This window comes from Stenotrophomonas sp. 1L-E-5-B-C3, assembly GCF_057292075.1.
In genome coordinates, this window is sequence record NZ_JBXAWS010000026.1 from 14,663 (window position 1) to 27,908 (window position 13,246).

Here is a 13,246-nt window from a genome sequence, read left to right on the forward strand (position 1 = left end):
CACCGGGAAGTCGTGTACAGACGGTAGTCACAGTTCTTCGGGTCACCGGGCATGGCCCGGCGCTACCCTGGGCGGCCGCTTCCGGTAGCGCCGGGCCATGCCCGGCGGGGTTCAGCGCAGTCCGTCCACGTCCAGGATCAGGGCCATGCGACCATCGCCGATCAAGGTTGCACCGGCATAACCGGCCAGGCCACGCAGTGCCTTGGGCAATGGCTTGATGACCACTTCCTCGCGCCCTCGCACCTGGTCCACGACCAGGCCGAACCGGGCTTCACCGGCCTGCAGCACAACGATGGTCAGCAGCGGCGAGGCGGCCGGGGTCACATCCAGCCATTGGCGAAGATCGACCAGCGCCAGGGTGTGCGAGCGACGGTCGAGCACGGCACGTCCGTCGAACCAGCCCAGCGAGGTGCGCGGGGCGTGCAGCACTTCCATCACACGTGCCAGCGGCAAGGCGTAGACGTCTTCGCCGGCCTGCACCAGCAGGGTCGGCAGGATCGCCAGGGTCAGCGGTACGCGGATCAGGAAGCGGCTGCCGCGGCCGAGTTCCGACTGGATCTGGATCTGGCCGCTCAGTTCGCGGATGCGTGACTGCACCACGTCCATGCCGACACCCCGGCCGGAGATATCCGTGACCTGCTGCTTGGTCGAGAAGCCGGGCAGGAACACCAGATGCAGGCATTCCTCGCTGCTCAGGCGGGCCGCGGCTTCCGGGTCGATCAGGCCCTTCTCGCGTGCCTTCGCGCGTAGTTTTTCAGGATCGATGCCGGCGCCATCGTCCTGCACCTCGATGCTGACGTAGTCGCCTTCCTGCTGTGCCGACAGCCGCACGTGGCCCATCCGCGGCTTGCCCTGGGCTTCACGCAGCTCGGGCGTTTCCACGCCATGGTCGATGGCGTTGCGGACCAGATGTACCAGCGGGTCGGCCAGGGCTTCGACCAGGTTGCGGTCGAGCTCGGTCTCGGCGCCAATCAGCTCAAGGTCCACTTCCTTCTTCAGCGAGCGGGCAACGTCGCGGGCGACCTTGGGGAAGCGCGAGAACACCTTGCCCACCGGCTGCATGCGGGTGCGCATCACCGCCGACTGCAGGCGTGCGGTAGCGATGTCCAGCGTGGACACGGCGCGGTCCAGCTCTTCGTCGCGCAGGCGCGCACGCAGGGTCTTCAAGCGATTGCGTGACAGCACCAGTTCGCCGATCAGGTTGACGATCGCATCCAGGCGCTTGGTATCCACGCGCACGGTGTGCTCGGCTTCGGCCAGTGGCTTGGCGGGCGGCTTGGCCGCCGGAGCGGGTGCGGCCGGACGCGGCGCGGGCGTCGCTGCTGCCGCCGGCACTGCGGCGACCGGTTTGGTGCCGGGTGCGGCGCCACCGTGAAGCTGGTCGAGCAGGGCTTCGAATTCGTCCTCGCTGATCAGGCCGTCGTCGGCCTTCTTCGCGGCCGCGACTGCGGTCGGGGCGTTGCCGCCATGCAGCTGGTCGAGCAGGGCCTCGAACTCATCGTCGGTGATCAGGTCACTGCCACCGGTGGTGGGCGCAGCGGCGGCCGCCGGCGTGGCGGTGGCGCCACCGTGTACATCGAACTGCGCGATCAGCTCGGGGGGCGCGTAGCCCGGTTCGGTACCCGAGGACACCGCATCCAGCATCGACTGCAGGTAATCCAGCGATTGCTGGGCGGCATCGAAATGGTGGGCCTGCAGCACCGCCTGGCCGGCGCGCGCGGCGCCGAGGGCTTCTTCGGCGGCATGGCACAGTTCAACCATGGCTGTCACGCCGAGGAAGCCGGCGCCACCCTTCAGCGTGTGGTAGCCGCGGAACACCGCATTGAGCTGTTCGCCGTCCTGGGGTGCCTGCTCCAGCGACACCAGCTGTTCGCCCAGGCGATCCAGGATTTCCTGCGCCTCGATGATGAAATCGGCAGTGATGTCGTCGGATACCGCGCTCATGCTTACAGCCCCAGGTCCGACAACAGGTCGTCGGCGTCGTTCTGCGAGACCGCGTGGCGGTCCAGTCCCTTCAGTGCCGGCCCGGCCAGTTCCGGGTCGGAGCGATGCTGTTCCGGCGGCAGGCCGAGTGCGCCGAAGCCTTCGTGCACGCGGCGTACGATGCCGACCACGCGACGGATGATCTGCCCGGTCAGGTCCTGGTAGCTCTGGGTCAGGGCGATCTCGGTCAGGTTGTGGCGGATGCGCTCGAGCTGCGCGTCCTGGCCCGGCTGCAGGCCTTCGGCGCGCAGCTGCTCGGTCAGGCTGCGGCATTCCTCGGCCAGGTCCAGGGTGCGGTGGGTGGCCTGTTCGGTCATCGCCACCACGTGGTCCAGGCGCGCACAGGCGTCGTCCAGTTCGCCGGCTTCATCGGGCACGGTCGGCAGTTCACCCAGCGCCTGTCCCAGCTCGCGGGCCAGCCGCGATAGGCCGCTCATCATCGGCTGCGTGCGCAGCGCGACCAGCCCGTCGATGCGCTGCCGCCAGGCGGCTTCGTCACCGGACTCCAATGCGTCCAGGGCTTCCTGCAGGCGCAAGGCGAGGGCGTTCCTGTCGACCGTGGTATCCATCAGGCGCTGGCCGCCAGGCGTTCGAAGATCTTGCCGAGCTTCTCTTCCAGGGTCTGCGCAGTGAACGGCTTGATGATGTAGCCGTTCACCCCGCTCTGGGCGGCTTCGATGATCTGCTCGCGCTTGGCTTCGGCGGTGACCATCAGTACCGGCAGTGTCTTCAGCTTGGCATCGGCGCGGATCGCCTTGAGCAGTTCGATGCCGGTCATCACCGGCATGTTCCAGTCGGTGACCACGAAATCGAACGGCTGGCTCTGCAGCAGCGACAGCGCGGCATGCCCGTCCTCGGCTTCGGCGGTATTGGTGAAGCCCAGATCGCCCAGCAGGTTCTTGACGATCCGACGCATGGTCGAGAAGTCGTCGACGATCAGGATGCGCATGTTCTTGTTCAAAGCAGAGTTCCTTTGTTGTTCAGTCCGGGCGGCCGGGGGCAGCCGCCTCGGGCATGTTCATTCTTCGAGGCCGGCGTCCGCCGCCTCGAAAATCTTCAGTCGGCCACGCAGGCGCAGCACCGCCTGGCCGTGGATCTGGCAGACCCGCGATTCACTCACGCCAAGCACCGCGCCGATCTCCTTCAGGTTCAGCTCCTGCTCGTAGTAGAGCGACAGCACCAGCTGCTCGCGCTCGGGCAGGTGGCCGATGGCCTTGCCCAGCTCGCGGCCGAACTCGCCGCGTTCCAGCACCTGCTGTGGGGTCGGCCCGCCCTGGGTGACGGTGTCCAGCTCGCCCTGGTCTTCGATGCGCGACTCCAGGCTCAGCACCTGGCCACGTGCGGCGTCTTCCATCAGCCGCAGGTACTCGGGCAGCGGCATCTCCATCGCCGCGGCAACTTCGGTGGCGCTGGCGGCGCGGCCGCTGCTCTGCTCCAGGCGGCGGATGGTGGCGGCGGCATCACGAGCGCGGCGGTGGACGGAGCGGGGCACCCAGTCGCCACGGCGGATCTCGTCGATCATCGAGCCGCGGATGCGGATCGACGCATAGGTCTCGAACGAGGCGCCCTGGTCGGCGTCGTAGCTGCGCGAGGCTTCGATCAGGCCCATCATGCCGGCCTGGATCAGGTCATCGACCTCGACGCTGGCCGGCAGGCGCGCGGCCAGGTGGTGGGCGATGCGCCGCACCAGGTCCGAGTGCTGGGCGATGACTTCGTTCGCCGCCGAGCGCTGCACTTCCCTGTACTGGGCTGCGCCTTTCATGCCGTCACCCCACGCTGCTTGAGGATGCGTTCGAGGAAGAACTCGACGCCGCCACGCGGTTCGGTCGGCGCCTGCCAGCGCGCGGTACGGCGCGCGATCTCGGTGATGGCCAGCGCGGCCGGGCTGGACGGATAGGCCTTCACCACCGGCTGCTGGCGCTGCACCGACAGGCGCAGCCAATCGTCCTGCGGCACGCAGCCCAGGTAGTTCAGCGAGACATCGGCGAGGAACTTCTCGCAGACACGGGTCAGCTTCTCGTACAGCACTCGGCCTTCGTTGGGGTCGCGCACCATGTTGGCCACCACCTGGATGCGGTCCACGCCACGTTCGCGCGACAGCACCTTGATCAGTGCGTAGGCGTCGGTGATCGAGGCCGGCTCGTCACAGACCACCACCACGGTGTCCTGTGCGGCCTGGCAGAAGGTCAGTACGCCATCGTTGATGCCGGCGGCGGTGTCCACCACCATGATGTCCAGCTCGCGTTCCAGCTCGGAGAACACGTTGACCAGGCCGACGTGCTCGGCCGGGGCCAGCTCGGCCATGTGGCGGCGGCCGGACGCGGCCGGGACCACCAGCACGCCGTTCGGGCCTTCGACGATGACGTCATCCAGCGAGCAGCGGCCGGCGACCAGATCGGCCAGGGTAAAGGTGGGGTTCAGCCCCAGGATCACGTCGATGTTGGCCAGGCCGAGATCGGCGTCCAGCAGCAGCGTGCGCTTGCCCATGCCGGCCAGCGCCACGGCCAGGTTGGCGGACACATTCGTCTTGCCCACGCCGCCCTTGCCGCCAGTGACCGCAATGGTGCGCACAGGGCCGAGCGGCTCGCTGCGGGTGGCCGACAGCGGGAAGGTCTTGGTCAGCTTGGCGTACTCACGCGACGGCATGGTTCAACTCCGGGTTGCAGGGCATATCGGCCGCGCGGCGCAAATCTTCAAGGCGAAGTACGAGATTGGCTGCACTGGCCCGGTGCAGGTCCTCCGGAACGTCCTGGCCGTCGGTCACCCAGGTGATCGGCAGGGCGTGGTCCACGGCCACCGACAGGGCGTTGCCGAAGCGGCCGGTCTCGTCCAGCTTGCTCAGCACCAGGCCCTGCAGGTTGGCCGCGCCGAAGCGGCGGACCACCTCGTCCATGTCGCCGAAGCTGGTGTTGGCCGGCAGCACCAGCAGGGTGCGGACCTGGCGGGCGGCACGCAGCCACTGCAGCTGGGCGGCCAGGGCGCGGTCGCGCGGGCCCAGGCCGGCGGTGTCGATCAGCACCAGCTTGTAGTCCTTCAAGCGTTCCAGCAGCTGGTCCAGGTCGGTGCCGCTGTTGGCCTCGTGCACCGCGATGCCGAGCTGGCGGCCGTAGCCGTACAGCTGCTCACGCGCACCGATGCGGGTGGTATCGGTGGTGACCAGGGCCACGTCACGCGGCGCGTGCTTCTCGGCGAAACGCGAGGCCAGCTTTGCGATGGTGGTGGTCTTGCCGGCGCCGGTCGGGCCGACCAGGGCGATTACGCCGCCTTCCTCCAGCGGATCGACCGGGGCGATCGGCAGCTTGCGCGAGATCAGCCCCAGCATCAGGCCGCGGCCGCGGTGGGCCTCGGTCTCCAGCGGGATCTGCATGGCCACGTCGCGGGCTAGGCCGGCGTCGAAGCCGTACTCGTCCATCAGGTCCAGCGCAGTGGCGCGCACCGGGCAGCCGCGCAGGCGCTCGTCGGTGAAGCGGTTCATTTCGCGCTCGATCACATGGCGCATGCCGGCCACTTCCTGGCGCAGCTGTCGGATCTCGGCATCGTCCTGGGCGACCACGGTCAGCACCGGGGCCGGTGCAAGGGTCGGTTCCGGGGCGGTGTCGATGGTTGCGTCCGCCAGCGACGGTTCGTCGGCGAAGGTCTGCGACTGCGCGTCGGCCACAACGCTGGCCGGCAGCGGCGGCGGCTGCACGGCCGGGGCCGGGCCTTGCTGGTGCTCGGCATGCGGCGGATCGATCTGGAAGCGGGCACGGTTGGCCTTCGCGATCGCGGCGGGTGTGGCGGCAGCGTCGGCGACGGCATCCGCGAACGGGCCGAAGGCCTGTTCCGCACGCGCCGGTTCGTTGACGGCAGCGCGCGCCAGGGTTGCGGCGAAGCCGGTGCTGCCGCGGGTCGGCACGATCTCGTCGGCGCTGTCCAGGGTGCGGCCGGTGGCACCGACGGCAGCGCGGGCCAGCGCGGCAACGGCCGAGGTGGTCGCAGCCACCGGCTCTGGTGCCGGGGTGGCACTGCGGCGACGGGTCACAGCAGCGATCACCGCATCGGCAGCGTTGCGCGGCTTCGGTGCCGGCGGCGGGGCGATGTCACGACGCGAGGCTTCCAGTGCACGCTGCACGGCGCTCTCGTCGTAGTTGGCGGCGGCGACGATCTCGATGCCTTCCTCGATCCGGCGGTTGGACAGGATCACGGCGTCAGGACCATGTTCCTTGCGCACCAGGTTCATGGCCGAGCGCATGTCGGCGGCGACGAATCGTTTGATTTTCATGCTGTGGTCACGGGACGAAGACGGCGGGGTGGCGGTCGGAGAACTCGGGTGGTCGGTGGTCTGCACGGTGCGGGTTCCCCTTGGTATCTGTCTGTTGCGTTGGTTCGAAAGTGGTGTCTGTTTTCTGGCGCATCGGAGGGCGGCGTCAGCTGATCGTTCCGACCAGCTTCAGGCGCTTGTCCTCCGGCACCTCGCTGTAGGCCAGGACCGACAGCGACGGAACGCTGTGGCGGACCAGGCGGGCCAGCGCGGCGCGCACCGGGCCGGGTACCAGCACGACCGCGGGCTCGTTGCGCGCTTCCTGCTTGCTGACACATTCGGCCAGGCTCTGGTGCAGTCGCTCAGCGAGTCCGGGTTCCAGCGCGGCGCCGTTGCCCTGCGTGGACTCCTGCAAGACACGTTCCAATTGTGGGTTGAGCGTGAACACCGGCAGCTCCGCCGACATTCCGGCGATCTCCTGCACGATGAAACGACCCAGTGCAGTGCGCACGGCGGCAGTCAGCACGGCCGGGTCCTGGCTGTTGGGCGCGTGTTCGACCAGTGATTCAGCGATCTTGCGCAACTGGCGGATCGGAATGCGCTCGATCAGCAGGTTCTGCAGCACGCGTACCACCGCCGACAGCGGCAGTGCCTTCGGCGTCAGATCTTCGACGAGCTTGGGTGCGCTCTTGGCCAGGTTGGCCAGCAGGTGCTGCACTTCTTCGTGGCCGAGCAGTTCCGGCGCGTGTTCGCGGATGAGGTGCGAGAGGTGGGTGGCGACCACGGTGGCCGGATCGACCACGGTGTAGCCGAGCGTCTCGGCCTGCGCACGCTGGTGCGGCTGGATCCAGGTCGCGTCCAGGCCGAAGGCGGGGTCCTTGCCGGCGATGCCTTCCAGCGCACCGAGCGCGCTGCCCGGGTCCAGCGCCAGCTCACGGTCCGGATGGATCTCGGCGGTGGCCACCGGCACGCCGTGCACCAGCACGCGGTAGCCATTGGCCGGCAGTTCCAGGTTGTCACGGATGTGCACCGACGGGATCAGGAAGCCGACGTCCTGGGTCAGCTTGCGGCGCACGCCCTTGATCCGCGCCATCAGTTCGCCGCCCTGGTTGCTGTCCACCAGCGGGATCAAGCGATAGCCAACCTCCAGGCCAAGCGGATCGACCGGGCGCAGCTCGTCCCAGCTCAGTTCGGCGGTGGCCGCGGGTGCGGCCGGACGGCCCAGCGCAGTGAGTGCGGCGGCGTCACTGCTGCCGGCGGTGGCATCGGCAGCCGGTAGCTTGCTCTTCCGGTACAGCTTCCAGGCGATGAAGCCCAGAATCGCGGCCAGCGTCAGGAAAGCGACGTTGGGCATGCCCGGCACCAGGCCGACCACGCCGAGGATGCCGGCGGTGATCGCCAGCGCGCGGTACTGGCCGAACACCTGGCCGCTCATCGCCTGGGCCATGTCCTGCGAGCGCGAGGCGCGGGTGACCAGCATCGCCACCGCACTGGAGACCAGCAGCGCCGGCAGCTGCGCCACCAGGCCGTCACCGATGGACAGCAGCGTGTAGGTCGCAGCGGCATCCCCGAACGGCATGCCATGCTGCAGCACACCCACGGCCAGGCCGCCCAGCATGTTGATGAACAGGATCAGGATGCCGGCGATGGCATCACCACGGATGAACTTGCTGGCACCGTCCATCGCGCCGTAGAAGTCGGCTTCCTCGCGTACTTCCTCGCGGCGCAGCTTGGCTTCTTCACGCGTCAGCAAACCGGCGTTGAGGTCGGCGTCGATCGCCATCTGCTTGCCGGGCATGGCGTCCAGAATGAAGCGCGCGGTCACTTCCGAGACGCGGCCGGCACCCTTGGTGATGACCACGAAGTTGATGATGGTCAGGATCGCGAACACCACGATGCCGACCGCGTAGTTGCCACCGATCACGAACTCGCCGAAGGCGGCGATGACCTTGCCGGCCGCGTCATGGCCGTTCTGGCCGTTGAGCAGGATCACGCGGGTGGAGGCCACGTTCAGCGCCAGCCGCAGCATGGTGGTGACCAGCAGCACGATCGGGAAGATGGTGAAGTCCAGCGGGCGCTTCACGTAGACCACCGCCAGCAGCACCATCAGCGAGATGGCGATGTTGAAGGTGAACAGCGCATCGAGCACCGGCGCGGCCAGCGGCACCACGACCATGGCCAGCAGTGCCAGCACGATCAGCGGCGCGCCAAGGCCCTGGCGGATCATTTCCAGGGCGCGGCGGGTGTTGAAGCCGGGGGAGGGCTGGGCGCTCACGGGCGGCCTCCCTTGCCGAATTCATCCACCTGGATGTGCGGGCTGTCCGGCATCGGGCCAGTGCGCCAGGCGCGCAGCTGGTAGACGTAGGACAGGACCTGGGCCACGGCCGAATACAGTCTCACGGGGATTTCCTTTCCGAGTTGGCCTTCCCGATACAAGGCGCGTGCCAAAGGCGGCGCCGAGACGATGGCGACCTTGTTGCCATCGGCCACTTCACGGATGCGCAGGGCGGTCTCGTCCACGCCCAGGGCGACCACTTTGGGAGCGTTCATGGCACCGCCCTCGTACTTCAGGGCCACCGCATAGTGGGTCGGATTGACCACCACCACATCGGCAGTGGGGACTGCCTCCATCATCCGGCGGTTGGCCATCTGCTGCTGCAGCTGGCGGATGCGGCCCTTTACCTCCGGGCTGCCCTCGCTTTCCTTCATTTCCCGGCGCAGCTCTTCACGCGTCATCTTCAGCTTGCGCATCCAGTTCCAGCGCTGGTACGGGGCGTCGATGGCCGCCAGCACCAGCATCGCGCCGGCGGTGGCCAGCAGCAGGCGCAGGGTGAAGCCGAGGCCGTCGGTGATAGCGGTCTCCAGCGGGTGGTGGATCAGGCCGCGCAGGGTGTCGAAGCCGGTCCATACCACCAGCCCGGCGGCAACGCCGACAAAAGCCACGCGCAACAACGACTTGGTGAATTCGGCGATGGCTTCCGGGCCGTACAGGCGCTTGAGCCCGCTCATCGGGTTCATGCGGTTGATGTCCGGCAGCATCGCCTTCTGCGACCAGCGCAGGCCACCCATCAGCAGTGGCGCGACGAAGCTGGCCAGCAGGCAGACCAAGACCAGCGGCGCGATCACCAGCATGAACTGCAGCAGCAGGTCACCGAAGTGGCCGAACAGTTCCTTCGGGTTCTGCCGCAGGCTCTGTTCGGGGCTGAGCGCGTGCTTCATCCAGGCGCTGGCGCCGCGGCCGATCGAACCGCTCATGGCCATCACCGCCAGTACGCCGGCGCCGAACACGGCGGCCGTGCCGAGCTCGCGCGAGCGCGGCAGGTTGCCCTGTTCACGGGCATCGCGCAGGCGTTTTTCGGTAGGTTGTTCGGTCTTTTCGCCGGCGGATTCGTCTTCGGACATCACGGGCACTGCGGCAGGAGGTGCCGGGGCGCTTGCAAGAACCGTTCCGTGACGCGATGGGGCGGCCCATCCACGCGTGGCGTGGATCTACCGAGGGGCAGGGCGTTGTAGAGCCGAGCCCATGCTCGGCTGCGGCTGGCCCAGGCGTGAAGTGCAGCCGAGCGTCGGCTCGGCTCTACAGGAGCGTGTCGCAAGAGCCGTTCGTGACGGCGGGGGCGCGGCCCGGTGTTAGCCGGGTGGGTGCTCCGTCGGCGGGCTCTGCGCCAGCTCCACCCGAGGCCGGGGCAGGTCGTGCAGCTGCATGAAGCGGGCGGCATCGACCGGGCGACCGAGCAGATAGCCCTGCAGGTAGTCGCAGCCCAGCCGCTCCAGGTAGGCGCGCTGGGCGGCGGTTTCCACGCCTTCGGCGACGATGTCCATGTCCAGCGCGTGGCCCAGCGCCACGATTGCCGAGACGATCACCACGTCCTCGGCGCTGTGCTCCAGGTCGCGCACGAAGGCGTGGTCGATCTTGATTTCGGTGGCCGGCAGCCGCTTCAGGTACAGCAGGCTGGAGTAGCCGGTGCCGAAGTCATCGATGGAGATGCCCACGCCCAGTGCCGAAAGCGCCTGCAGCAGGCGCAGGCTGGTATCGGTATCGCGCATCACCGTGCTTTCGGTGATCTCCAGCACAAGGTGGCGCGGGGCAATGTTGTAGCGTTCGATCACTTCACGCACATCCTGCAGCAGGTGCGGTGAGCTGAACTGCACCGGTGAGAGGTTCACTGACATCGACCAGCCTTCATGCCCGGCGTCGTGCCAGCGGCGCAACTGCTGGCAGGCCTGGTCCAGCGCCCAGCGGCCGATGTCGTTGATCGCGCCGCTGCGCTCGGCCAGGCGGATGAACCGATCCGGCGGGATCAGGCCATGTTCTGGATGGCGCCAACGGATCAGTGCCTCGGCGCCGGCAACTTTCTGCGTAGCCACGCGGATTTTGGGTTGGTAGTTGAGGAACAGCTGTTCGCTGCCGATCGCCCGGCGCAGGTCGGCCAGCAATCGGAACTGCTGCTCGGCGCTGTCGTTCATCCAGTCGGCGAACAGCACGAAGGCGTTGCGTCCAGATTCCTTGGCCTGGTACATCGCGGCATCGGCGAAGGCCATCAGTTGCCGCTCGCTGGCGGCGTGGTCCGGGCAGATCGCCACGCCGATGCTGGCGGTCACCTGCAGTTCGTTGTCCGGCAGCAGGGGGCCGCTGCCGACCGCCTGCAGGATGCGCCGGGCCAGCGTCGGCAGGTCTTCATCGTGCTCGATGCGCACCACCAGCACGAACTCGTCGCCGCCCAGTCGCGCCAGCATGTCGTTGGGCCGCAACAGCAGCCGGGTGCGCTCGGCCACGGCCACCAGCAGCGCATCGCCGGCCTGATGGCCGTAAGCATCGTTGACCTGCTTGAAGCCATCCAGGTCCATGAACATCACCGCGAATCGGCTGCCGCCCTGTTCGGCCTCGGCCAGCGCCTGCACGATCCGACGCTGCAGCAGCAGACGGTTGGGCAGGCGGGTCAGCGGGTCGTGCAGAGCGGCCTGGGTCAACTCCTGCTGGGCGTCGGTCAACGAGGTGCTCAGCAGCGAATTGCGCAGGCGCAGCAGCTGCGCCTCCACGCGCTGGTCCAGCCATGACACCACCAGTACCACGGCCAGGATCGCCACGGTCAGCATCACCACCAGCATCGCCAGCCATTCGCTCTGCAGGCCATCGCCCACCGCCGCACCGCAGATGCTGCCTTCCGGGAAACGCGCGGCTGCCATGCCGGTGTAGTGCATGCCGACAATGGCCAGGCCGAGCAGGCCGGCCGCGGCCAGGCGATCGCCGACACGGGTACGCTGCGCACGCAGGCGGAACGCCACGTACAGCGCAGTCCACGAGGCGGCCACGGCGACCATCAGCGAGAACAGCAGCCAGCCCGGGTCGTAGTCGATGCCCGGCTGCATGCGCATCGCGGCCATGCCGACGTAGTGCATGCCGGCGATGCCGGTGCCCATCAGCAGGGCGCCACCGGCCAGCCGTGGGTGCGGCAGCGTACGCAACGAGACCAGCCACAGCGCGAACACCGACGAGGCGATGGCCAGTGCAAGGGAAAGCAGGGTGATCGGCAGGTCGTAGCCGAGCGGAATCGGCAGGTCGAAGGCAAGCATGCCGATGAAGTGCATCGACCAGATGCCCAGGCCCATGGCGAAGCCGCCACCGATGCGCCACCACCACGCCGCGCCCTTGCCGGGTGCGGTAACCGTGCGCCCGGCCATCGCCAGCGCGGTGTACGAGGCCATCACGGCGACCAGCAGCGAGATCACCACCAGCCACGGGTTGTACGTGCCTACCAGCATTCGTCAGTCTCCCGGACCTGCCTGTCGACGGAAACTACGGTGGGGCATGCATGAGGCCGGCCGGCGCAGGGCGCCGGCCACGTGCGGCATCCCCCCGGTTGCCGCGCATTCACTCTAACGCGCAGACCCGGGGGAAGGGCAAGCAGTAAAGCGTGATGATCCGGTCAGTGTGTGACCGCGTCCGCAGCCTGGAAGGCGGCGTCGAACAGGCGCTGTACCGGCGGGCCCATTTCACCGGCCAGCAGGGCCAGCAGGAACAGGCCCAGCAGCAGCGAGACCGGCAGGCCGAGCTGGATCGGGTTCAGCGCCGGCGCGGCGCGCGCCAGCACGCCGAACGCCAGGTTCACCGCCAGCATTGCCACGATCAGTGGAATGGCCAGGGTCAATGCGCCGCGCAGTACGGTCAGCAGGAAGGTTGGAGCAATACTGAAGAATGTGTGCGGGTCCGGCAGCGGAGCGCCAATCGGCAGCGCCCGATAGCTGTCCACCACCAGCGAGATCAGCGCCAGGTGCCCGTTGGCGGTGAAGAACAGCAGGCCGAACAGCAGGTAGAACCACTGGCCGATGACGCCGGAGGTACCGCCACGCAGCGGGTCGCTCATCTGTGCGAAGGCCAGGCCGGTGCCCTGGGCGATCAGTTCGCCGGCCATCGCGCCGGCCTCGAACACCAGCCGCAGCAGGAAGCCGATGGATACGCCGATGGCCAGCTCGCGGGCGATGGTCAGCACCGTGGCGGCATCGAAACCGGTCCAGTCCGGTACCGGCGGCAGCAGGGGTGCCAACGCGATGGCCAGGGTGCCGGCCAGCACCACGCGCACCCGTGCCGGGACGGCGCGGGTGCCGACCATCGGCATGGCCATGGCCACCGCGCCGATGCGCAGCATGGTCCACAGCACGGTGCCGATCATGCCGAAGGCGTTCAGCCCATCGGCAGCCATCTGGGTGGCGGCGTCCATCGAAGCGCGTGTCCTAGCCGATCAGGTGTGGGATGCGCTGGAACAGCAGCGTGGTGAATTCAACCAGGTGGCCGATCAGCAGGCTGCCCAGTGCGAACAGCACCGCAGTCAGTGCTGCCGCCTTGGCAACGAAGGCGATGGTCGGTTCGTTGAGCTGGGTCGCAGCCTGCACCACACCCACCACCACGCCTACCACCAGCACGGTGAGCAGCAGTGGGCCGGCTACCCACAACACGGTGATCAGGCCGCCACGCAGTTCGGTCAAGGCAAGTTCGGGAGACATTCGGGTTCCATCTGCTTATGT

Annotated in this window: 11 protein-coding genes; all 11 read right to left on the minus strand. The window is 68.1% G+C overall.

Annotated features, from left to right (window positions below; translation table 11 throughout):
- Positions 1–111: 111 nt before the first annotated feature.
- On the minus strand, positions 112–1,944 hold the full coding sequence (locus AC0Z6F_RS21140) for a chemotaxis protein CheA (RefSeq protein ID WP_485618346.1): 1,833 nt from the start codon (positions 1,942–1,944) through the stop codon (positions 112–114).
- A 2-nt stretch (positions 1,945–1,946) separates the two neighbouring features.
- Complete coding sequence (locus AC0Z6F_RS21145; protein ID WP_046984318.1) at positions 1,947–2,552, minus strand: protein phosphatase CheZ; 606 nt, start codon at positions 2,550–2,552, stop codon at positions 1,947–1,949.
- Entirely contained in the window at positions 2,552–2,944 is a 393-nt protein-coding gene (cheY, locus tag AC0Z6F_RS21150) for a chemotaxis response regulator CheY (RefSeq protein WP_006365466.1), read from the minus strand. The genes AC0Z6F_RS21145 and cheY overlap by 1 nt, the downstream gene beginning before the upstream one ends.
- Positions 2,945–3,001: 57 nt before the next feature.
- Positions 3,002–3,745: an RNA polymerase sigma factor FliA gene (locus tag AC0Z6F_RS21155; RefSeq protein WP_006365468.1), complete on the minus strand. Its 744-nt coding sequence runs from the start codon at positions 3,743–3,745 to the stop codon at positions 3,002–3,004.
- On the minus strand, positions 3,742–4,629 hold the full coding sequence (locus AC0Z6F_RS21160; protein ID WP_065723213.1) for a MinD/ParA family ATP-binding protein: 888 nt from the start codon (positions 4,627–4,629) through the stop codon (positions 3,742–3,744). The genes AC0Z6F_RS21155 and AC0Z6F_RS21160 overlap by 4 nt, the downstream gene beginning before the upstream one ends.
- Entirely contained in the window at positions 4,616–6,244 is a 1,629-nt protein-coding gene (gene flhF, locus AC0Z6F_RS21165; RefSeq protein WP_485618351.1) for a flagellar biosynthesis GTPase FlhF, read from the minus strand. The genes AC0Z6F_RS21160 and flhF overlap by 14 nt, the downstream gene beginning before the upstream one ends.
- Positions 6,245–6,389: 145 nt before the next feature.
- Complete coding sequence (gene flhA / locus AC0Z6F_RS21170; RefSeq protein WP_485618371.1) at positions 6,390–8,450, minus strand: flagellar biosynthesis protein FlhA; 2,061 nt, start codon at positions 8,448–8,450, stop codon at positions 6,390–6,392.
- 44 nt (positions 8,451–8,494) lie between these two features.
- On the minus strand, positions 8,495–9,625 hold the full coding sequence (flhB, locus tag AC0Z6F_RS21175; RefSeq protein WP_485618353.1) for a flagellar biosynthesis protein FlhB: 1,131 nt from the start codon (positions 9,623–9,625) through the stop codon (positions 8,495–8,497).
- Positions 9,626–9,853: 228 nt separating this feature from the next.
- Positions 9,854–11,986 carry a putative bifunctional diguanylate cyclase/phosphodiesterase gene (locus AC0Z6F_RS21180; RefSeq protein WP_485618355.1) on the minus strand — a complete coding sequence of 711 codons (2,133 nt, stop codon included), beginning with the start codon at positions 11,984–11,986 and terminating at the stop codon, positions 9,854–9,856.
- 164 nt (positions 11,987–12,150) lie between these two features.
- Positions 12,151–12,942 carry a flagellar biosynthetic protein FliR gene (fliR, locus tag AC0Z6F_RS21185; RefSeq protein ID WP_485618357.1) on the minus strand — a complete coding sequence of 264 codons (792 nt, stop codon included), beginning with the start codon at positions 12,940–12,942 and terminating at the stop codon, positions 12,151–12,153.
- A 13-nt stretch (positions 12,943–12,955) separates the two neighbouring features.
- Positions 12,956–13,225, minus strand: a complete 270-nt coding sequence (locus tag AC0Z6F_RS21190; RefSeq protein WP_005413254.1) for a flagellar biosynthetic protein FliQ — start codon at positions 13,223–13,225, stop codon at positions 12,956–12,958.
- Positions 13,226–13,246: the final 21 nt, after the last annotated feature.

Excerpts from the sequence above, each read along its gene's own strand:
- AC0Z6F_RS21140 (WP_485618346.1), bottom strand. The coding sequence starts at position 1,944 with ATGAGCGCGGTATCCGACGACATCACTGCCGATTTCATCATCGAGGCG.
- AC0Z6F_RS21145 (WP_046984318.1), bottom strand. The coding sequence starts at position 2,552 with ATGGATACCACGGTCGACAGGAACGCCCTCGCCTTGCGCCTGCAGGAA.
- AC0Z6F_RS21155 (WP_006365468.1), bottom strand. The coding sequence starts at position 3,745 with ATGAAAGGCGCAGCCCAGTACAGGGAAGTGCAGCGCTCGGCGGCGAAC.
- AC0Z6F_RS21160 (WP_065723213.1), bottom strand. The coding sequence starts at position 4,629 with ATGCCGTCGCGTGAGTACGCCAAGCTGACCAAGACCTTCCCGCTGTCG.
- flhF (WP_485618351.1), bottom strand. The coding sequence starts at position 6,244 with ATGAAAATCAAACGATTCGTCGCCGCCGACATGCGCTCGGCCATGAAC.
- flhA (WP_485618371.1), bottom strand. The coding sequence starts at position 8,450 with ATGATCCGCCAGGGCCTTGGCGCGCCGCTGATCGTGCTGGCACTGCTG.
- flhB (WP_485618353.1), bottom strand. The coding sequence starts at position 9,625 with ATGTCCGAAGACGAATCCGCCGGCGAAAAGACCGAACAACCTACCGAA.
- AC0Z6F_RS21180 (WP_485618355.1), bottom strand. The coding sequence starts at position 11,986 with ATGCTGGTAGGCACGTACAACCCGTGGCTGGTGGTGATCTCGCTGCTG.
- fliR (WP_485618357.1), bottom strand. The coding sequence starts at position 12,942 with ATGGACGCCGCCACCCAGATGGCTGCCGATGGGCTGAACGCCTTCGGC.
- AC0Z6F_RS21190 (WP_005413254.1), bottom strand. The coding sequence starts at position 13,225 with ATGTCTCCCGAACTTGCCTTGACCGAACTGCGTGGCGGCCTGATCACC.